The 20,418-nt window shown below is 64.3% G+C and carries 20 protein-coding genes; 4 read left to right on the top strand and 16 right to left on the bottom strand.

Annotation, left to right across the window (positions count from 1 at the left end):
* Positions 1-16: 16 nt before the first annotated feature.
* The 3 genes from ACSU1G_RS33480 to dapE all read right to left on the bottom strand — a co-directional run bounded on the left by ACSU1G_RS33480 (position 17) and on the right by dapE (position 2,550).
* Positions 17-184, bottom strand: a complete 168-nt coding sequence (locus ACSU1G_RS33480; RefSeq protein WP_084595462.1) for a DUF3117 domain-containing protein — start codon at positions 182-184, stop codon at positions 17-19.
* Positions 185-277: 93 nt separating this feature from the next.
* Positions 278-1,495: a hypothetical protein gene (locus ACSU1G_RS33475; protein WP_439285806.1), complete on the bottom strand. Its 1,218-nt coding sequence runs from the start codon at positions 1,493-1,495 to the stop codon at positions 278-280.
* Positions 1,477-2,550, bottom strand: a complete 1,074-nt coding sequence (dapE, locus tag ACSU1G_RS33470; RefSeq protein ID WP_439285804.1) for a succinyl-diaminopimelate desuccinylase — start codon at positions 2,548-2,550, stop codon at positions 1,477-1,479. The genes ACSU1G_RS33475 and dapE overlap by 19 nt, the downstream gene beginning before the upstream one ends.
* A 106-nt stretch (positions 2,551-2,656) precedes the next feature.
* Here dapE and dapD point away from each other — a divergent pair, with 106 nt between their 5' ends.
* Together dapD and ACSU1G_RS33460 are read left to right on the top strand one after the other, a co-directional pair.
* Positions 2,657-3,598, top strand: a complete 942-nt coding sequence (dapD, locus tag ACSU1G_RS33465; RefSeq protein ID WP_439285802.1) for a 2,3,4,5-tetrahydropyridine-2,6-dicarboxylate N-succinyltransferase — start codon at positions 2,657-2,659, stop codon at positions 3,596-3,598.
* 241 nt (positions 3,599-3,839) lie between these two features.
* On the top strand, positions 3,840-5,258 hold the full coding sequence (locus ACSU1G_RS33460; protein ID WP_439285801.1) for a DEAD/DEAH box helicase: 1,419 nt from the start codon (positions 3,840-3,842) through the stop codon (positions 5,256-5,258).
* A 192-nt stretch (positions 5,259-5,450) separates the two neighbouring features.
* Here ACSU1G_RS33460 and ACSU1G_RS33455 read toward each other — a convergent pair whose 3' ends face one another.
* The 6 genes from ACSU1G_RS33455 to ACSU1G_RS33430 all read right to left on the bottom strand — a co-directional run bounded on the left by ACSU1G_RS33455 (position 5,451) and on the right by ACSU1G_RS33430 (position 9,874).
* Positions 5,451-6,746: a citrate synthase gene (locus tag ACSU1G_RS33455; RefSeq protein ID WP_439285799.1), complete on the bottom strand. Its 1,296-nt coding sequence runs from the start codon at positions 6,744-6,746 to the stop codon at positions 5,451-5,453.
* Positions 6,747-6,913: 167 nt separating this feature from the next.
* Entirely contained in the window at positions 6,914-8,026 is a 1,113-nt protein-coding gene (gene dapC, locus ACSU1G_RS33450) for a succinyldiaminopimelate transaminase (protein ID WP_439285797.1), read from the bottom strand.
* Between the two features lie 5 nt (positions 8,027-8,031).
* Positions 8,032-8,352, bottom strand: coding sequence for a ferredoxin (fdxA, locus tag ACSU1G_RS33445; RefSeq protein ID WP_439285796.1), 321 nt, complete (start codon positions 8,350-8,352; stop codon positions 8,032-8,034).
* A 9-nt stretch (positions 8,353-8,361) separates the two neighbouring features.
* On the bottom strand, positions 8,362-8,757 hold the full coding sequence (locus tag ACSU1G_RS33440; RefSeq protein WP_439285795.1) for a histidinol dehydrogenase: 396 nt from the start codon (positions 8,755-8,757) through the stop codon (positions 8,362-8,364).
* Between the two features lie 104 nt (positions 8,758-8,861).
* Positions 8,862-9,176 carry an AzlD domain-containing protein gene (locus tag ACSU1G_RS33435; RefSeq protein WP_439285793.1) on the bottom strand — a complete coding sequence of 105 codons (315 nt, stop codon included), beginning with the start codon at positions 9,174-9,176 and terminating at the stop codon, positions 8,862-8,864.
* The gene (locus tag ACSU1G_RS33430) at positions 9,173-9,874 is read right to left on the bottom strand and encodes an AzlC family ABC transporter permease (protein ID WP_439285791.1); all 702 of its coding nucleotides are present in this window, start codon (positions 9,872-9,874) and stop codon (positions 9,173-9,175) included. Before ACSU1G_RS33430 ends, ACSU1G_RS33435 begins: the two co-directional genes overlap by 4 nt.
* 107 nt (positions 9,875-9,981) lie before the next feature.
* Between ACSU1G_RS33430 and ACSU1G_RS33425 the strand changes: the two genes are divergently transcribed.
* The gene (locus ACSU1G_RS33425; RefSeq protein ID WP_439285789.1) at positions 9,982-10,530 is read left to right on the top strand and encodes a helix-turn-helix domain-containing protein; all 549 of its coding nucleotides are present in this window, start codon (positions 9,982-9,984) and stop codon (positions 10,528-10,530) included.
* A gap of 20 nt (positions 10,531-10,550) precedes the next feature.
* Here the strand turns inward: ACSU1G_RS33425 and glsA are convergent, their stop codons facing one another.
* Positions 10,551-11,558 (bottom strand): glutaminase A, encoded by a 1,008-nt coding sequence (gene glsA, locus ACSU1G_RS33420; RefSeq protein ID WP_439285787.1) that lies wholly within the window; start codon positions 11,556-11,558, stop codon positions 10,551-10,553.
* A 103-nt stretch (positions 11,559-11,661) separates the two neighbouring features.
* The gene (gene typA / locus ACSU1G_RS33415; RefSeq protein ID WP_439285786.1) at positions 11,662-13,575 is read right to left on the bottom strand and encodes a translational GTPase TypA; all 1,914 of its coding nucleotides are present in this window, start codon (positions 13,573-13,575) and stop codon (positions 11,662-11,664) included.
* Between the two features lie 117 nt (positions 13,576-13,692).
* Between typA and ACSU1G_RS33410 the strand changes: the two genes are divergently transcribed.
* Positions 13,693-14,478, top strand: coding sequence for a CPBP family intramembrane glutamic endopeptidase (locus ACSU1G_RS33410; RefSeq protein WP_439285784.1), 786 nt, complete (start codon positions 13,693-13,695; stop codon positions 14,476-14,478).
* Positions 14,479-14,484: 6 nt separating this feature from the next.
* On the opposite strand, the gene ACSU1G_RS33405 is transcribed toward ACSU1G_RS33410, so the two are convergent.
* From ACSU1G_RS33405 to ACSU1G_RS33385, 5 genes are all read right to left on the bottom strand, one after another.
* On the bottom strand, positions 14,485-15,063 hold the full coding sequence (locus tag ACSU1G_RS33405; protein ID WP_439285783.1) for a PH domain-containing protein: 579 nt from the start codon (positions 15,061-15,063) through the stop codon (positions 14,485-14,487).
* The gene (locus ACSU1G_RS33400; protein ID WP_439285782.1) at positions 15,063-16,709 is read right to left on the bottom strand and encodes an ABC transporter ATP-binding protein; all 1,647 of its coding nucleotides are present in this window, start codon (positions 16,707-16,709) and stop codon (positions 15,063-15,065) included. Before ACSU1G_RS33400 ends, ACSU1G_RS33405 begins: the two co-directional genes overlap by 1 nt.
* Positions 16,706-17,650 (bottom strand): ABC transporter permease, encoded by a 945-nt coding sequence (locus ACSU1G_RS33395; RefSeq protein ID WP_439285781.1) that lies wholly within the window; start codon positions 17,648-17,650, stop codon positions 16,706-16,708. Before ACSU1G_RS33395 ends, ACSU1G_RS33400 begins: the two co-directional genes overlap by 4 nt.
* On the bottom strand, positions 17,637-18,569 hold the full coding sequence (locus ACSU1G_RS33390) for an ABC transporter permease (protein ID WP_439285779.1): 933 nt from the start codon (positions 18,567-18,569) through the stop codon (positions 17,637-17,639). The genes ACSU1G_RS33395 and ACSU1G_RS33390 overlap by 14 nt, the downstream gene beginning before the upstream one ends.
* Before the next feature lie 76 nt (positions 18,570-18,645).
* Positions 18,646-20,277, bottom strand: a complete 1,632-nt coding sequence (locus ACSU1G_RS33385; RefSeq protein ID WP_439285777.1) for a peptide ABC transporter substrate-binding protein — start codon at positions 20,275-20,277, stop codon at positions 18,646-18,648.
* Positions 20,278-20,418: the final 141 nt, after the last annotated feature.

Genomic DNA, 20,418 nt, shown 5'->3' with positions numbered 1-20,418 from the left:
CTTCGTCATTCGGAGATCAGCTCACGACGCCGGCCAGCACGTCGTGGAGCTCCTTTGCTTCAGCATCGTTCACGGAGACGACCAACCGGCCGCCGCCTTCGAGGGGAACGCGGACGATGATCAATCGTCCTTCCTTCACGGCCTCCATGGGTCCGTCTCCGGTCCTCGGCTTCATCGCTGCCATCGTGGCTCCTTTTCCCTCGGTGGTATTCATCAAGTTTATCGGTATGCTCCGCCACTCGGCACGCACGGCGGAAGAATACGTCATGAACGTCCGTCAGGGCACCTGCCAGAAGGTGTTCCCGAGCGCGTACACATGGTAAATCCAGAGCCATTGCCCCAGCAGGCACAGCAGGAGCATTCCGTACCGATACACGCGTGAGCGCGGCACAGCGACAGCACCCCACAGCGGTGTGAGCGGCATCAGCAGTCGAAATGTGCTCGACTGAGGGAAGAACACCGCCAGTAGATACAGCAGATAGCTCGCGCTCCACAGGCGCAGATCTACACCCAGACGACGCACCGGCGGAGCAAAAAGGAGCGCACCGCCCGCTCCGACCACAAGCAGTATCAGCGCGATGAGACCCCACCACCCTGGCAGCCCCCACTGAGTGAACCAGAACTGCGCGGCCTGCACCCAGCCGTCGAACGGCATGAATCCTTCGGATCCGACGCCCCAGTTGCGCCGCCAGGACAGCTCGGTCGCCAGGTACGCGCCAGAGTCCCCCGTCACAAGGCCAGCGGCGACCTGCCAGGCGAAACCGGTCACCGTCGCCAAGGCACCGAGCGCAACAATGTGCACGACATCGCGCGCCGGCAGCGGGTCTGTCCGACGGCGCACCCAGCGCAGGATGCCGTAGAGGCCCAGATACAGCGCAAAGGCGAGGATGCCAGGGCGAGTGAACGCCATGACAAGCACCACCGGGTACACCCACGCGAAGCGGCGCCGAGCCACCAGATCAAGGGCTATCAACAGGAGCAGCACGAACAGCACCTCGGCGTAGCCGACCTGGAAGAGCGCTGCCAGCGGCCCCCATGCGAAGAAGGTGACGGCCCACATCGCCGCGCTGCTGCCAATGCGCTGGTGCAGCAGCCGATAGAGCATGAGGCAGGCGAAAAAGCCTGCCACCAGCGAAATCAGGAGTGCGCCCGCTCCCCAGGACCCGAACGGGATGCCGATCACTTTGGCTGCGTATGCATATACCGGCATGAACGCCCAGGCGTTCTCTGCAACCTGCCCGGATTCGGTGAGTGGCAACGCCGACGGGTAACCGCCCCAGGCCACCAGCCAATACCACTGCGCGTCCCAGCCCAGCACGAAGCTGCCGATGTTCGCATCAGTGCCGAAGCGCGTTCCCGGGCCGGACAGGTGCGCGGCGAGCTGAAGGAACCCGGTGGTGATCAGTCGTCCCACGACGTAGACCACCGCGATGCGTGCGGCGATCGGTATACGCGCCCAGCGCCGCGCGGCGCCGATCAGCGCGCTGTGAGCCACGCTCGCAGGCCCTGCTCCACCGCATCGATCTGCGCGAGCGGTACTCGCTCCTCGTCGTGGTGGGCGAGGTGCGGGTCCCCCGGTCCGTAGTTGACCGCCGGGATGCCGAGAGCGGAGAAGCGCGCGACGTCAGTCCAGCCGTATTTGGGCCGTGGCTCCGCGCCCACCGCAGCGACGAACTGCTGTGCGATCGGCGCATCCAGGCCAGGACGTGCACCCTCCGCGGAGTCAGTGATCTCCACGTCGAACCCCTCAAGTACACCGCGTACGTGCGCCTCGGCATCCGCTGCGGTCTTACTGGGGGCGAACCGGTAGTTCACCTCAACCTCGCAGAGGTCGGGGATGACGTTTCCGGCGATGCCGCCGCTGATACGCACCGCGCTGAGGCTCTCTCGGTAGGCGAGACCCTCCACCTGCACTTCCTTGGCGCGATACTGCGCTAGCCGGGCGAGGATCGGCGCGGCAGAGTGGATGGCGTTCTCTCCGATCCAGGCACGTGCGCTGTGGGCTCTGACGCCGTGCGTACGTACGACAGCACGGAGCGTGCCGTTGCAGCCGCCTTCGACCTGACCGTTGGACGGCTCGCCCAGGATCGCGAAGTCTGCTGCGAACAGATCTGGCCGATCTGCCGAGAGGAGGTTCAGTCCGTTCATGGATGCTGCGACCTCTTCGTTGTCGTACCACATCCAGGTGATGTCGACCACGGGATCGGTGAGCTCTGCGGCGAGCTTGAGCTGCACGGCCACACCGCCCTTCATGTCGACAGTGCCGCGCCCCCACAGGTGCGGCTCGCCGTCGATATCGACGTTGCGCGTGGGCACGTTGTCGTTGATCGGCACGGTGTCGATGTGACCGGCAATCACCACGCGCTGCGCGCGGCCGAGGTTGGTGCGAGCGACGATCGTATTGCCGTGCCGGATCACCTCGAGGTGCGACAGCGGTGTGATCGCAGCCTCGATCGCATCAGCGAGGATCGCCTCATCGCCGGAGACGCTCGGAATGTCACAGATCGCGCGGGTGAGCGCAACGGATGATGCGGTGAGATCGAGCAACATATCTCCAGCCTACGGCGCGTGGCCCTGCACCCGCTCTCTACACCCCTACCGATCCCTGCACCCCCACCGATCCCTGAGGCTGCCGAAGGGGCACTACCGTTGAGATATGAGCAACGCGCGCGCTGTATGGGGTATCGGCCTGACCACTATCGCCGCAGACGGCACCGTTCTGGATGCCTGGTTCCCGCAGATCGGCACCGGCGAGATCCCGACCGTTGACCTGACCGAGCTCGAGGGCCAGACCGGTTCGGACGAGCGTCGCAACGTGCGCATCGAAACGGTGCAGCTGCAGATTGATCTCGACGCGGCTCCGGCCTCCACCGCTGACGCGTATCTGCGCCTGCACGCGCTCTCTCACCTGCTCGTGCGCCCGAACGAGCTGAACCTCGACGGCATCTTCGGCCGCCTGCCGAATGTCGCCTGGACCACTGCCGGTCCGATGCATCCCGCGGATGCCGCACGTTTGCAGCCGCAGATGCGCCGCCACAGCATCCAGGTGCAGGGGCTGGACAAGTTCCCGCGCCTGACCGATTACGTGCAGCCCGAGGGCGTACGCATCGCGGATGCATCCCGCGTGCGCCTCGGCGCCTATCTCTCCCCCGGCACCACAGTGATGCACGAGGGCTTCGTGAACTTCAATGCCGGCACGCTGGGCGCTGTCATGGTTGAGGGGCGAATTTCACAGGGGGTTGTGGTCGGTGCGAACAGCGACATCGGTGGTGGCGCATCAATCATGGGCACGCTCTCCGGTGGCGGCACCGTGCGCGTCTCGATTGGTGAGCGCACGCTGCTCGGCGCAAACGCCGGACTCGGCATTGCACTCGGCGACGACTGCATCCTCGAGGCCGGCGTCTACATCACCGCCGGATCAAAGGTCGTCCTGGTAGACAGCGCGAACACCGCTGACGGCGGCAAGCGCATCGTGAAGGCATCCGAGCTCTCAGGGCACAACGGTCTGCTGTTCTGGCGCAACTCCGTCAGCGGAGCCATCGAGGCCAAGCAGCGCGCGGGTGTGGGAGTCACACTGAACGAGGCGTTGCACGCCTGAACACGCGACGCGCGCGCGGGGCATATACAGCTTCGGGCATGTTTGCCCTGCTACTGTTGAACAGTTGTCCAGACTGATGTCTGATAACTACGTCGTCGTCACGGGGTCTTTACAGACCGAAGCGAGCTGAATAGCTCCTCCACCAGTTGGCGTTTCGAACGGCGAACCTCTGCGCACTTCCTGTGCGCGGTCGCCCATTCAACTAGTCTCGCGCACTGACGTGCGCTCACGGAGTTTCTCTATGCCTACTTTCCTTGACCTCGGCGTGCCCGCACCCCTGGCCGCCGTCCTTGCCGCTGAAGGCAAGACCGAGGCGTTCGCCATCCAGCGCGACACGCTTCCCGACTCGCTCGCTGGGCGCGACCTGCTTGGCCGCGGCCGCACCGGCAGCGGCAAGACCATCGCCTTCTCGCTGCCTCTCGTGGCGAGCCTGATTGCTTCCGGCCGCAAGAGCCGGCCCGGCCACCCCCGTGGCCTCGTGCTCGCACCGACCCGCGAACTCGCCACACAGATCGCCGCGGTCATCGCTCCGCTCGCAGAGGCAGTCGGCATGCGCGTCACCACAGTATTCGGCGGTGTCAGCCAGCGCCCGCAAGAGCAGGCGCTGCGCAGCGGCGTCGACATCGTCGTGGCCTGCCCCGGTCGCCTCGAAGACCTCATGAAACAGAAGGTCGTCTCGCTGGATTCCGTCGAGGTCGCCGTGCTCGACGAGGCAGATCACATGGCCGATCTGGGCTTCCTTCCCGGTGTCACCCGCATCCTGACGGCCACCCCCGCAGGCGGCCAGCGTCTGCTGTTCAGCGCCACGCTGGACCGCGGCATCGATTCGCTCGCGCGTCGCTTCCTCTCGAACCCGGTCAGCCACGAGGTCGATGAGTCCAGCGTGCCGACCGGTGAGATGATCCACCGCGTACTGGTGACGACTTCCACTGAGCACAAGACGGTTCTTGTGCGTGAGCTTGCATCGGGCATGGGCCGTCGCCTGCTCTTCACCCGCACCAAGCACCAGGCGAAGAAGCTCGCAAAGCAGCTCACAGCTGGCGGCATCCCTGCCGTCGACCTGCACGGAAACCTGTCGCAGAACGCCCGCGAGCGCAACCTCAGCGCATTCTCGGCAGACCCCGCTGATGGCGGCGTCCGTGTACTCGTCGCGACTGACGTCGCCGCCCGTGGCGTGCACGTCGACGACATCGACCTGGTTGTCCACGTCGATCCTCCGATGGAGCACAAGGCGTACCTGCACCGCTCCGGCCGCACGGCACGTGCTGGCGCCTCCGGCACCGTCGTGACCGTCGTGCTTCCTGAGCAGCGTCGCGACGTGAAGGACCTCCTGCGCAAGGCGCAGATCACCGCAGAGCTCGAAACGGCTAACGCCGACATCGTCGACGAACTCGTCGGCGAGCACGCTCCGCACGTGCGCCCCGCACCAGTGCAGGCACAGCAGCAGCAGACGAAGAAGCCGCGCCAGGGACAGCAGCGCCCGGGTAGCAACGCGTCTGCCGGTGCTCCCGCATCGCGGCGTCGTCGCCCGCAGGGCCAGGGTGGCGCCCCGGTGGGTCAGGGCGGACAGCGCCAGGGCGGCCAGGGCCGCAGCTCGCAGGGCCGTGCCGGCCAGAGCAGTGGTGGCCAGGGTGGTCGCGGAGGCTACGCCGGCCGCTAAGCCTCACTGAAAAGGCGACATCTTCCCGCAGGGAGGATGTCGCCTTTTCGCGTCTTGCAGCCACGCTTAGCCACAGTCACGCTCAGCTCGCCGTACGCTGCACAGCCGCCAGGACTTCTGGATCGCGAAGGCCGTCTCCATATCAACCGGGACGAAGACCTCTGCGGTGACGACGGGCACGTGGTGTCGTGCTCAGCGGGTGGGGAACTGGCGTTCCGGTGCCCCGGTGTACAGCTGCTGCGGGCGGCCGATCTTGGTCTGCGGGTCGAGGTTCAGCTCACGCCACTGGGCAAGCCAGCCGGGCAGACGCCCGATGGCGAACAGCACCGTGAACATTCGCGTCGGGAATCCCATCGCCTTGTAGATCACGCCGGTGTAGAAGTCGACGTTCGGGTACAGCCGGCGCTCCTTGAAGTAGTCGTCAGCGAGCGCGATCTCCTCCAACTCTTTGGCGAGGTCGAGCAGCGGGTCTGTGACGCCGAGTTCACGCAGAACCTCGTCTGCGGCTTCTTTGACGAGCTTGGCGCGCGGGTCGTAATTCTTGTAGACCCGGTGTCCGAAGCCCATGAGCTTGACGCCGGCTTCTTTGTTCTTGACCCGCTCGACGAAGCGCTGCACGCCCTGTCCGGAGTCGCGGATCTCGCCAAGCATCGTAAGGACGGCCTCGTTGGCGCCGCCGTGCAGCGGGCCCGAGAGCGCCTGAATACCGGCCGAGATGGAGGCGAACTGGTTGGCTCCGGTGGAACCCACCAAACGAACCGTGGAGGTCGACGCGTTCTGCTCGTGGTCCTCGTGGAGGATCAGCAGCAGCTCGAGCGCCTTCGACATCACCGGGTTGATCTCGTAGGGCTCGGAGTTCACGCCGAAGTTGAGCTTGAGGAAGTTATCGACGAAGCTCAGCGAGTTGTCCGGGTACAGGAACGCCTGGCCGATGCTCTTCTTGTGGGCGTATGCGGCGATGACGGGGAGCTTTGCGAGCATCCGTATCGTGTTGAGCTCGACGTGCTCTGGGTTGTTCGGATCGGTCTGTCCCTCGTAGTACGTCGACAGGGCCGAGACTGCCGAGGAAAGCACCGACATCGGGTGTGCCGTGTGCGGCAGCGCCGAGAAGAAGTGCTTGAGGTCTTCGTGAAGCAGGGTGTGACGCCGAATGCGCTCATCGAAGTCGGAAAGCTCTGACGGCGTGGGCAGCTCTCCGTAGATGAGCAGCCAGGCGACCTCGAGGTAGTTGCTGTGCCCGGCGATCTGATCGATCGGATAGCCCCGGTAGCGGAGGATGCCTTGATCACCATCAATGAAGGTGATGTCCGATTTGGTGGATGCCGTGTTGACGAAGCCGTAGTCCAGGCCCGTGTAGCCGGTCTGCTTCGTCAGGGTCGAGAAGTCAATGCTGTCAGCACCTGCGGAACCACGCAGTACTGGGAATTGCGCCGTGGTTCCACCGATGGTGAGGGTGGCCTTCGCCTGCTGATCTCCCGCTACACTCACGCGGTCCTCCTTGTACGTATCACGCGACCTGTTGGTCAGTTTCGTCGAGGGCGATGCACGGCGCTGAGCGCCTGGTCGGGTTACGACCGAATCGCCTTTACAGCCTAGTCGTCAGATTCGCCTACTGTGACAACCGCCAAGAGATCACGAGAATACCTCGTGAGAACCTACAGCGAGCCCCCGCGCAGACGTCGAGCCGCCTCTGCGACACGCTCCAGCGGAGCCGTCAGCGATAGTCGCACATGCTGCCCGGCATCCGCGCCATAGAACGGTCCAGGCCCGGCAAGGATGCCGAGATCGGCGAGTCGACCCATCGATTCCCAGGCATCCTTGCCCTCTGTCGACCAGAGGTACAGACCGGCCTCCGAGCCGTCGATGTGGAATCCAGCGGCCTCCAGTGCCGGTCGCAGCAGATCGCGTCTGGCGCGATAGAGCTCCTTCTGCGCTGCGACATGCGTGTCGTCGCCCAGAGCGACGACCATCGCCTGTTGCACGGGAGCGGGCATCATGAGCCCCAGATGCTTGCGAGCGGTAAGAATGTCAGCGATCACGCGCGAGCATCCTGCCACGAACGCGGCGCGGTATCCGGCCAGGTTCGACTGCTTGCTGAGCGAGTAGACGCTGAGCAGGCCCGCGCGCGATCCGCCGGTCACACGCGGATCGAGTACAGACGGAATCGGCTCGTTCGCCCACGGCCCGTCCCAGCCGAGCTCGGCGTAGCACTCATCGCTGGCGAGGACGGCGCCGAGTTCGCGGGCACGGCGCACGGCCGTGGCGAGCTCGTCGACGGTCCAGGTGCGCCCGTCCGGGTTACCAGGGGTGTTGATCCAGATGAGCTTGGTGCCCTCCGGCCACGCGGCCGGGTCGTCCTCAGCGATGGGCGTCGCTCCGGCGACGCGTGCACCGACCTCGTAGGTCGGGTAGGCGACGCGCGGGAACACCACGATGTCGCCTTCGCCGAGGCCCAGCAGGGTCGGCAGCAGCGCAACGAGCTCCTTCGAGCCCACCGTCGGCAGCACGTTGTCGACGGTCAGACCGGGAACTCCGCGGCGACGCGCGTACCAGTCAACGATGGCCTCGCGCAGCGCTGGCGTGCCAATGTTCTGCGGATACGCGTGCGCATCCGTCGCATCGGCAAGCGCCGTGCGGATGATCTCGGGCGTGGGATCGACCGGAGACCCGATCGACAGATCAACCAGGCCCTGCGGATGCTGCGATGCGCGCTCACGGTACGGAGCGACGGCATCCCACGGATAATCGGCGAGGTCGCGGACACCCATCGTGCCTACTCTCCCTGTGGAGGGAGAGCGGCGATGATCGGGTGGTCGTACTTGATCACGCCGACCTTGGCTGCGCCACCTGGCGAGCCGACCTCTTCGAAGAACTCGACGTTCGCCTTGTAGTAGTCCGCCCATTCCTCAGGCAGGTCGTCCTCGTAGTAGATCGCTTCGACCGGGCACACCGGCTCGCACGCGCCACAGTCCACGCATTCATCTGGGTGAATGTAGAGCGAGCGCTCGCCCTCGTAAATGCAGTCAACGGGGCACTCGTCGATGCAGGCGCGGTCCTTGACATCGACGCACGGAAGAGCGATCACATACGTCACTCCCCCAGTCTACGGCTCGTTACCGACGGGCGGCGCCTCCGCGCGGACAGGCTGCCGCTTCAGATTCGGCCAGGCGACCACCAGCAGGGCGATGCCAGCGACGAGATAGATCCAGATCTGCCCTGCGGGTGTGTTCGGCACGACCACTGAGCCGCCGGGGCCAGTGCCGGAGATGACCATCAGCATCACCAGCATCCCGATCGCTGTGGCCACTGCCGCACCCCGATCACGAGTCAACGCGCGCACCGCGACGAGAAGCGCACCGCACGCGATGCCGCCGACGATCAGTCCGACCGGGATGATGCCCCACATGAGGCTATGCGCGATGGTTCCGGCCGTGCCGTAGACGGCGCCGACGAGGGCGGCTGCGATCCAGGACAGAGCACGAGAGATCCAGTTGGGCACCCTGCGATCTTACTTGCCCATTTTCCCCCGCGAGACTTCGCCTGTGTCTCCGAAATCGCCGATTTTCATGACACACGTGAAGTTTCGCGGGTCGACGGTGGGGATCACACGGCCCACCCAACCAGTCGCAGCAGTGCGGCCGCGGCTGCTGCCGCCACGACCACCACGAGGAACGCCTGGCGAAGATACAGCAGCCCTGCCGCCACCAGCACAGCCGGAATCCGGGCATCCACGATCACAGCCTGCCCCGCACCCAGCGTCTGAACCGCAACCAGAGCGGCGAGCAGCGCAACGGTCAGCAGATCAGAGATGCGTGCCGGCCGCGGCGCTTCCAGCAGGTGTGCCGGAATCAGGTATCCGAAGGCCTTCAGAGCAACGCAGATGCACGCGGCCAGCAAAACCGCGCTCCATACGCTCATGCGACACCCTGCGTCTTCTCGAGCCGGGGCGCGGCGAACCAGTTGAACCAGCCGACAGCGATCGCCACGATGGCCGCGACGAGCACCGGCAGCCCCGGCATGATGAAGGGCGTCAACGCTGCGGCCACGACGGCGGCGGCAACTCCCACCGCGATCGCCTGTCGCTGCTTCAGTCGCGGCCAGAGCAGGGCGAGGAAGGCTGCGGCCGCCGCGGCATCCAGCCCCCAGGCCTTCGGATCCCCCAGTACATCACCGATCAACGCGCCGACGAGCGTCGTGATGTTCCAGCCGACGAACACGCCGATACCGGTGATCCAGAACCCGAGCCTGCGCAACGGCGGTGAACTCTGCGATATCGCCACCGCGGTCGACTCATCGATCGTGATCTGAGCGGCGGCCGTCCTGCGCCAGAAGCCGCTGCCGATGATCGGTGACATCCGCATGCCGTACGCCATGTTGCGCACACCCAACAGCGCGGCCGAGGCGACCGCAGAAGGCAATGCGGCCAGGCCTCCAGCGCTGAACACTCCGATGAAGGCGAACTGCGATCCCCCGGTGAACATCACGAGGCTCAGCACGCAGGTCTGCCAGACATCGAGGCCGGAGGCGACAGCAAGCGCGCCGAACGAGATGCCATAGGCGCTCGTGGCGACGACGACGCCAATCCCCTCGCGCCAGACTTCGCGCCGTTCAGACACGTCGGATGCCTCCGCCGCACGCCGTTCGATTCGATGAACACATGCATATCATTCTGAACAGTGGACACCTCGTAGTCAAGTGAACGATCGTTTGACATGATGAACGCATGGAGGATCTCGGAACACGCATCGCCCGCACACTACGGCGGGAACGTGAAGCGCTCGGAATGTCGGTGTCAGAGCTGGCGCGTCAAGCTGGCGTCTCGAAGGCCACCGTGTCACAGCTCGAAGGCGGTTCAGGTAATCCGAGCGTCGAGACGCTCTGGGCACTCGGCGTGGCCCTTGGTGTTCCCTTCGCGGTGCTCGTCGACCAGCAGGCGAACGCCCCGACGCTGATCCGAGCCGATGATCTCGCGGGCGTCCCCTCCGCCGCGGCGGCCTACAGTGCATCCTTGCTCTCTGCGAGCCCACCAGGAGCCCGGCGAGACCTGTACCTGATCCGCGCCGAGCCTGGAGAGCCGCGACGATCAGAGCCGCACCACGCCGGCACGACCGAGCACGTCATCCTGTTGTCAGGGCAGGCACAGATCGGCCCCGCCGGCGACCCTGTGCTGCTGAATCCGGGGGACTACATCTCCTACCCCGGCGATACGCCCCACCTGTTCGAGGCGATGGTCCCCGCAACGAGCGCCGTACTCATCTCCGAACTGCGCTGACCGACGACTTCGACTAACACTTATGGCACGGGACCCGTGAGCGGCGCCGAAGCGAACAAGTTCATCCCCAGGGCCCTGGAGAGGTAACCGACCGCCATCTGGGCACGAACGGAGTTTCCTGCACCGTCCAGCCGGGGCGAGAAGGCCCCTGCGGCGCCCTTTCCCGGCGCGACGGCGATGATGCCGCCCGAGACCCCCGATTTCGCGGGGATGCCGATTTCGAAGAGCCAGTTCCCTGACCGCTCGTACAGCCCTGACGTCGCCACGATAGCGAGAGTGTCACGACAAACCTCGGCGGAGACGACCCGCTCTCCGGTGACAGGGTTGACACCTCCGTCCGCGAGTGTCGCCCCCATCATGGCGAGGTCGTGTGTGGTGACGTTCAGCGAGCATTGACGCGTGTAGATGTCGACGATCTCCTCGGAGTTTCCCTCAAGCCGTCCGTAGCTACTGAGCAGATGCCCAAGACCTTGATTACGTTCGTTGGTCTCCGATTCGGATCGGTAGACCTCTTCCTCTAGCTCCAGCTGTCGACCCGCGAAAGCTGACAGACCAGCGTGGATGCGTTCCCATTTATCCTCGGCCGTATCGCCGGAGATCAGGGAAGTCGTGACGATCGCACCGGCGTTGACCATCGGGTTCATCGGATGCCCACCGTTGAGTTCAAGCGCCATCACTGAGTTGAACGGCATCCCGGTGTTGTTCACGCCGACGACGTCGCGTACGCGTTCATGACCATGTTCCTGGAGTGCGAGTGCACACACGAACATCTTCGATATCGACTGGATCGAGAACGGGTGCAGCGCGTCGCCCGCATCGTGCGTTCCGCCGAGCGCATCGATCACCGAGACTCCGAACAGAGTCGGGTCCACTGCCCCGAGAACCGGAATGTAGTCGGCGACCACTCCGGCCTCAATGCCGACGAACCGGCTGTGCGCGGCAACGACCAGTTCCTCCACGCGGTGCCAGTTCGGAAGCGCACCGGTGGAAATCTCCTGCGCGACGTCGGCAAGGTCAGTCGGAATCATCTGCTGCTCCTCACGCGACGGGCTCCTGCTCACAACGTAGCCGAAAGAGGGCCCCGCCCTGCCGGATGATCCGGTGGACGAGGCCCTCGTGACGAGCTGCTGCTTACGCGTTAGCATCCTGACGCTTCAGGCGCGACGTCTCGCGAGCGCGAATCGACGCGTCGAGGTTGACCTTGCGGATACGCACGACCTGAGGGGTGACCTCGACACATTCGTCGTCGCGGGCGAACTCAAGGCTCTCCTCAAGGGTGAGCTGGCGCGGCGGAGTCATCGACTCGAAGGTGTCGGAGCTCGCGGCACGCATGTTCGTGAGCTTCTTCTCCTTCGTGATGTTCACGTCCATGTCGTCGGCGCGCGAGTTCTCGCCGATGACCATGCCCTCGTAGACCTCCTGCGTCGGCTGGACGAAGAACGACATCCGCTCCTGGAGAGCGATCATCGCGAACGGTGTGACAACGCCCGAGCGGTCGGCAACGATCGAGCCGTTCTGACGCGTGCTGATGTGACCTGCCCATGCGGCATAGCCGTGTGAGATCGCGTTGGCGATTCCGGTGCCACGGGTTGTCGTCATGAACTCGGTGCGGAAGCCGATCAGGCCGCGCGAGGGAACGATGAATTCCATACGCACCCAGCCGGTGCCGTGGTTGACCATGTTGTCCATGAGGCCCTTGCGGCCCGCGAGCAGCTGGGTGATCGCGCCGAGGTATTCCTCAGGGGCATCGATGGTGAGGTGCTCGAAGGGCTCGTGAACCTTACCGTCGACCTGCTTGGTGACCACCTGCGGCTTGCCGACGGTGAGCTCGAAGCCTTCGCGGCGCATGTTCTCAACGAGGATGGACAGAGCCAGCTCGCCGCGGCCCTGAACCTCCCAGGCATCCGGACGCCCAATGTCGACAACCTTGAGCGAAACGTTACCGATCAGCTCGCGGTCGAGGCGGTCCTTCACCATGCGGGCGGTGAGCTTGTGACCCTTGACCTTGCCCATCAGCGGCGAGGTGTTGGTGCCGATCGTCATCGAGATCGCAGGATCGTCGACGTGGATCTGCGGCAGCGGGTGCACATTGTCCGGGTCGGCGATGGTCTCACCGATGGTGATGTCCTCGAAGCCGGCGATGGCGACGATGTCGCCGGGGCCGGCAGAGTCGGCCGGGTAACGTTCCAGAGCGCGGGTCTTCAGCAGCTCGGTGATGCGAGCGTTCTGGTGGGTGCCGTCTGCACGTACCCATGCGACGGTCTGGCCCTTCTTCAGCGTGCCGTTGAAGACGCGCAGGAGCGCCAGGCGACCGAGGAACGGGCTGGAGTCGAGGTTGGTGACCCAGGCCTGGAGAGGCGCCTCGTCGTCGTACGCCGGAGCAGGAATGTGCTCGAGGATCGCGCCGAAGAGCGGCTCGAGGTCTTCGTTGTCCGGCAGCGAGCCGTTGTCGGGGCGGTTCAGCGATGCGGCACCTGCACGACCGGAGGCATACACCACCGGAACGTCGAGCAGTGCGTCGACGTCGAGGTCGGGCACGTCATCGACCATGTCGGAGGCGAGGCCGAGCAGCAGATCGTGGGCCTCTTCTTCGACCTCGGCGATGCGCGCGTCGGGGCGATCGGTCTTGTTGACCAGCAGGATAACGGGAAGCTTGGCCTCCAGCGCCTTGCGCAGCACGAAGCGAGTCTGCGGCAGCGGGCCCTCAGACGAGTCGACAAGGAGCACAACACCATCGACCATGGACAGGCCGCGCTCGACCTCGCCACCGAAGTCGGCGTGGCCGGGAGTGTCGATCACGTTGATCGTGATCTCCTTGCCGCCTGCATGCACACCCGTGTAGGTGATGGCCGTGTTCTTGGCGAGGATCGTGATGCCTTTTTCGCGCTCGAGATCGTTCGAGTCCATGGCGCGTTCATCGACGTGAGCGTGCTCACCGAAGGAGCCCGTCTGACGAAGCATCGCGTCGACGAGGGTGGTCTTTCCGTGGTCGACGTGCGCGACGATAGCAACATTGCGGAGGTCAGAGCGAAGGGCGTGCGCCATGCAAATTTTCCTAAAAGGGAGGGGATGCGCCGGGATGCCGACATAAAAGGATATCGCACACTGGCTGACTGCTCTCTGAACAGAGATAGACGACTCCCGTAACATCGTGCTGTGCACATGTCGAAACGCGATTTCACTCCGCCTCCGTCGCGTGCGCGCATTTGGTGGGAGATCGCCATCGTCCTGGCGTTGGGGCTCGGCGAATCAGCGATCTACTCGATCGTGCAGCTGGCGTATCGCCTGACCGATTCCACACCGCTGGCCGATCAGACAGCGACGCTGAATCCCTCACGCAGTGATCGCGAGATCTTCGATCTGATCTACCAGATTCTGTCGATCAGCTTCTCGATCGTGCCGGTGCTGCTGGTGTGCTTCTTGCTCTGGCAGGCATCGCGCCCGCATCTCGGCCGCCTCGGGCTGGACGGCACGCGGATCGAACGCGACACGGGCCGAGGAGTTCTGCTGGTGCTGGCCATCGGTATCCCCGGTATCGCGCTCTACGTTGTGGGGCGGATGCTCGGACTCTTCGTCGCGGTGGATCCCGCTGGGCTTGACATGCACTGGTGGACCGTGCCGATTCTGCTGCTCTCTGCCGCTCGCGCGTCGATCATGGAGGAGTTCGTCGTGCTCGGCTATCTGTTCGCGCGACTCAAGCAACTCGGCTGGGGCATCTGGCCGATCATCATCGCCACCTCGGTGCTTCGGGCGAGCTACCACCTGTACCAGGGTCCGGGCGCGTTCATCGGAAACCTCGCGATGGGGCTGCTGTTCGGCTGGCTGTTCGCGCGCACCGGCAGACTCTTGCCGTTTCTGGTCGCGCACTTCCTGATCGACGCGACAGTGTTCATCGGGTATCCATGGGCAGCGGCGACATTCCCCGCGCTGTTCGGGCTGCCGGGCTAGTCGCTGTCAGAGAGTGACGAGGACAGCCAGGATCGCCCAGACAGCGAGAACCACGAGAGCTGCGAGCGCTGGCATATCCCAGCTGCGTGTCAGTTCGGCATCTGAGCGCACCTCGCTGTCCGCGCGCAGGCGATGCAGTGCGCTGTCCGCGCGCAGGCGATGCAGTGCCGCAATGCCATCGTGGGATTGCTCCGCGGAGTCCTCGCGGGTTCGTCCCGGGCCGATTCTGCGCGAGCGAGAGCGCGCCGGGCCGCCAAAACAGCGCAGAACCGCACCGTCGTCGAACGTGATCTCAAGCTGCCAGCGCATCGCTACGCGCTTCACTCGCGACCATGGCGCCCACGTACGCCGCAAGAAGTTCTGCACTCTCACGCCGGTGAGATCCGCGCGGACGTCGGATGCGACGGCGACCACGTACACGCCCCACAGCGCAAGCAGCGGCCAGGGTGCCAACAGCAGCGCGTTGCCTATCCCCGACCGGATAGCGGCGTCAGTCACCAGTGCGAGCGCGAGGAGCGCGCAGACGACGAGGACGATGACTCCACCTGTGACCGGAAATACTCGTTTCGGTTCTGCCGCCGCCATCACCCGACGCCGCCCAGTGGCAGCGATGCCCCGGGGATGGCATCCAGCAGCCGCCGCGTGTACTCCTCGCGAGGGTTGCTGAAAATATCGTCCACTGTGCCCTGCTCGACGATCTGGCCCTGCTCCATCACGCACACGAAATCCGCGGCAACGCGGACGACCGCGAGGTCGTGTGTAATAAACAGGTAGGTCAGTCCCAGATCACGCTGAAGATCAGCGAGCAGGTGCAAGATCTGATCTTGCACCAGGACATCCAGGGCGGAGACCGCCTCATCGAGCACGACGATGTCGGGCTTCAACGCGAGAGCACGCGCAATCGCCACTCGCTGGCGCTGACCACCGGAGAGCTCATTCGGGTAACGCCAGGCGAGCTCCCGCGGCAGGGCCACCTGCTCCAGCAGATCGAGAGAACGCTGGTGTTGTTCCTCCTTGCTGCCGATCCCGTGCACGTGCAGGGGTTCGGAGATGAGGTTGCCGATGCTTCTCAGCGGGTCGAGGGAGCCGTACGGGTCCTGGAACACCGGCTGCATCCGTCGTCGCAACCGGAAGATGTCTGCACGAGACATCGTGCTGGTCGCCTGCCCGTCGATGAGGATCTCGCCATCGGTCGGTTTCTCCAGCTGCAGCAGCATCTTCGCCACAGTGGACTTTCCCGATCCGGACTCCCCCACCAGCGCGAGCGTCTTGCCCCGAGGTATGGAGAATGAGACGTTGTCGACCGCACGAAAATGTTCGTGACGGAGTCCTCCGGTGCGGATCGAGTAGTCCTTGACGAGGTCGCGTATCTCGACCACAGCGGGCGCCGTTTCCACCGGTGCCGACTTTTTATGCGCTGTGATACCGATGCGCTGAGACGCCAGGCTCGGAGCCGCCGCGACCAGTCGCTGTGTGTACGGATGCTGCGGATTGGTGAGAATTTCGGCGCTGAGACCTGCCTCGACGATCTCACCCTGGTTCATCACGAGGATCCGATCGGCACGCTCGGCTGCGAGACCGAGATCGTGGGTGATGAGCAGCAGCGAGGTGCCCCGTTCACTGGTGAGCGAGGCGAGATGGTCCAGAATCACACGCTGCACGGTGACGTCGAGCGCGCTGGTGGGTTCGTCGGCGATCAGCAGCTTCGGATCGGCCGCCAGACCGATGCCAATCAAAGCGCGTTGACGCATGCCGCCGGAGAATTGATGCGGGAACTGATGCATGCGCCGCGCGGCGTCGCTGAGGCCAGCTTGGACGAGCACCTCGATCGCGCGGTCGTGGACTTCCCTGCGTCCCTGCGCCAGCCCGTTCGCGCGGACGGCCTCCTTGACCTGGAACCCGATCGACCAGACGGGGTTGAGATTCGACATCGGGTCCTGCGGGACGTAGCCGATCTCGCTTCCGCGGATCTTCTCCATCTCACGACGGTGGGTGCGGGTGAGGTCGGTGTTCTCGAGCATGATGCTTCCGCCGGTCACCTCGCCCGTTCCGGGTAGCAGGTCGATGATTGCGGCCGCCGTGGTGGACTTGCCGGACCCGGATTCACCGACGATCGCAAGCGTTTCCCCCTCGAGGATGTCAAAGCTCACGCCGTGCAGCACCTCGGTGAACTGTTTGCCACTGCGGAACGCGACCCTGAGGTCGCGGATGCTCAGAAGTGGTGTGCTCATCGCCGAGCCCTCTCCTTCGGGTCAACGGCATCGCGGAGAAGCTCGCCGAGAGTGATGAATGCCAGCACCGTCAGAGTCAACGCGAGAGACGGCCAGAACAGTGCCATCGGCGCGGTTCGGATGCTGGTCTGCGCCTGGCTGATGTCATTGCCCCACGACATAATGCTGCCGCCGAGGCCGACCCCCAGGAACGACAGCACGGACTCCGCGACGATCGCGCCACCCAGGCTGAGAGTGGCGACGACGATGACCGGCGCCATCGCGTTCGGCAGCACATGCGAGAGCAGAGTCCGGAAGCGAGAGAGGCCAACGGCTTCTGCTCCCATGACGAAGTCAGCCTGTTTCACCCTGAGCACTTCCGCGCGCATGATCCTCGCCGTGGACGCCCAGGCGAAGCCGCCGATGGCGAACGCGAGCACGAGTTCATTGCGCACCGGCACCACCGACATCACGACGATGGCCGCGATGATGTAAGGGATGGTGAAGAAAATGTCGCCGACGCGAGAGAGCAGCGAGTCGAGCCAGCCGCCATAGAATCCCGCGTATGCGCCCATCACCATGCCGATGATCGTACTGATGAGGGTTGCGAGCACGCCCACGATGAGCGACGTGCGCGTACCCCAGATGATCCGCGAGTAGACATCGCATCCTTGCCGAGTGAAGCCCAGCGGATGCCCGGATTCCGGCTCTCCGTTGCTGCTCGCAAGTGTGCAGCCGTTGTTGGGCGCCACGTTGGTGAACAGCGACGGCCAGACAGAGACAAGGAGCACGAGCAGGACGAACGCGGCGGAGATCCAGAATATCGGCCGACGCCGCAGATCGCGCCAGGCATCGAGCCAGAGATTGCTGCGTTTGGCGTCGATTCGAACGACGTCCACCGGGATGGAGGTTGTATCCACGGGAGCGACATAGTGCTCCACGTGCGCGTCAGGTCGAGACATAGCGAATCCTCGGGTCGAGCAGGCCGTAGAGAAGATCCACGACGATGTTGATGAACACATACACGACGACGAACACTGTGACGAAGGACACCACCGTGGGGTTCTCACCGCGAATGATCGCCTGATACAGGGTGTTGCCGACGCCGGGCACATTGAAGATGCCCTCCGTGACGGTCGCGCCCACCATCAGGATCCCGAAGACCGTGCCCAAATCGGTGACCATCGGGATGAGCGAGTTGCGCAACACGTGCACCGGGATGACGCGACTTTTTGAGAGACCCTTGCTGTACGCGGTACGCACCCAATCCTGACTGAGCGTCTCGATCGTCGAGGCGCGCGTGAGCCGCATGCTCGTGGCGTAGACGCTGAATCCCAGTACGAGCGCCGGCAGCCACAGGTCACCCCAGTCGTTGCGTGCGCCCACCGTGGGTCTGAACCAGCCGAGTTGCACCGCGAGAAAATACTGCGCAAGGAACGCGAGGACGAAGATCGGCACGGCGATGAAGATGAGCGCGAGGACAAGCATCGAGTTGTCGAAGATGCCGCCCTTACCCAGAGCGGAGAACAGGCCGATCACGATGGCCAGAATGAACGCGATGCCGATCGCCATCACAGCGAGCCGCAGCGTCACAGGGAATGTGCGGACGAGAGTCTCGATCACCGGCTGGCCGGAGAAGCTCACGCCGAAGTCGAGACGGAAGATCCCGCCGATGTAAAAGAAGTACTGCACGATGAACGGCTGATCGAGGTGATACTGCGCGCGCAGCCGCTCAAGAAGAGCCGGATTGGGCTGGCGGTCTCCGAACAGCGCGGCAATGGGATCGCCGGGCATCGCAAAGACCATGAAATAGATCAGCAGGGTGGCGCCGAGGAACACCGGAATCGCCTGCAGGATCCGTTTGAGGATATAAAGAGCCACCCTCAACCTCCCTTCGGGTACGGGCACAAAGCGACGAGGCGATGGTGGTGCACCACCGCCTCGTCGTTTGTCGGTGTCAGCCGATCTTGGTTATCTGCTCGTACAGCGGCACCGAGTTCCAGCCGAACTCGACGTTCTCCACCGTTTCGGAGTAGCCGCCGACGACGTTGGAGTACCACAGCGGCAACGCCGGGAGATCCTGCAGCAGCACTTCCTGCGCCTGCTGGAAGAGGGCGTTCGCCTCGTCGGCATCCGTTGCCGAAATACCCTCGGCCAGCAACGTGTCGAACTCCTCACTGGAATAGTCGCCATCGTTGGAGCCAGCGTTAGTCGCGTAAAGCGGCCCGAGGAAGTTGTACAGACCCGGGTAGTCAGCCTGCCAGCCGGTGCGGAACGCGGTCTGAATCGTGCGGTCGGTGATCAGCGCACGCGCTTCGGCGAAGGTCGGGTACGGAGCACCCGACGCTTCGATGCCGAGCGTGTTCTTGATCGAGTTGACGGTCGCATCGACCCAGGCCTGGTGACCGCCATCGGCGTTGTACGCGATCTGGAATTCCCCGGTCCACGGGCTGATTGCGTCAGCCTCGGCCCACAGTTCTGCGGCCCTCTCAGGGTTGAATTCCAGCACCTCGGCGCCTGCGAGCGAATCGGACCAGCCGTCGATGACCGGCGAGGTGAAGTCGCTGGCCGGCGTGCGTGTGCCCTGGAAGATCACGTCAGTGATCTCTGCGCGGTTGATCGCCATGGACAGCGCCTGACGACGCAGGTTACCCTCTTCGCCGCCGAAGTGCTCAAGGCGATCGGGGATCGTGAAGGACTGGAAGATCGCTGCCGGCTGGTTCACCGCGCGATCGCCGAGGTCAGATTCGAACGTCTCGAATGCGGAGTCCGGGATGGCGTCGAGAACGTCAAGCTCACCTGCGAGGAGGTCAGCGTACGCGGCATCCTGCGTGGCGTAGAACACGATGTTCAAGCCGCCGTTGGCCGGGGTGCGCGGGCCGTCGTAGTCGGGGTTCACGACGAGATCGATCCCGACGTCATGCTGCCACGCGCCTTCACCGTCGGGCATGTAGGGACCGTTGCCGATCGGATTCTCGCCGAACGCATCGAGGTCTTCGAAGGCAACATCGGGTAGCGGGTAGTAAGCCGAGTAGCCCAGGCGCTGCGCGAAGTCGGAAGCTGGCTTGTTCAACGCGATGGTGAAGGTGTAGTCGTCGACCTGCTCCAGGCCGGTCAGCTCAGAGTCCTCGTCGTAGCTGAAGCCTTCGATGTCCTCGAAGAAGTAGCTGGAGAGGTGTTCGTTCGACGCAAGCGCGCCCTGGTTCCATGCATTAATGAAGTTGTCGGCGGTGACCTCTTCGCCATCAGTGAAGGTAAGCCCTTCGCGGATCTTGACGGTGAGGTGCTGTGGGTCGTCGGTCGTGATCTCCTCGGCGACGTCATTGAACACCGAGCCGTCGGCCGCGTAGCCGATGAGCCCCGCGAACATGGCGTCGAGGATCTTGCCGCCACCGGTCTCATTCGTATTGGTCGGAATAAGCGGGTTCTGCGGCTCGGAGCCGTTGACCGAGATGATGGCTGCGGTGTCGCCGTCGGCGGTGTCGCCGGTATCGGTGTCCCCGCCGCCGCCGCTTGCGCAGCCAGCCAGCGCCGTAACGCTCGCCGCGAGTAGCCCCGCGCCTGCGAGGGTGATCTTGTTTCGCTTCATTGCGAGTCCTCCTGTGGACAGTTACAGGCGTGTTCTGCATCGAACCCGCCCCGTTGTTCCGAGGCTAACCCCGGGAGCAACTGAACGATAGGTCTGTTAATCAATCGTTACTGAACGATCGGACAGAAATTAAATGTCGTA

The sequence above is a fragment of the Microbacterium sp. A93 genome (assembly GCF_051842835.1).
This window is presented reverse-complemented; position numbering and strand designations above follow the sequence as displayed.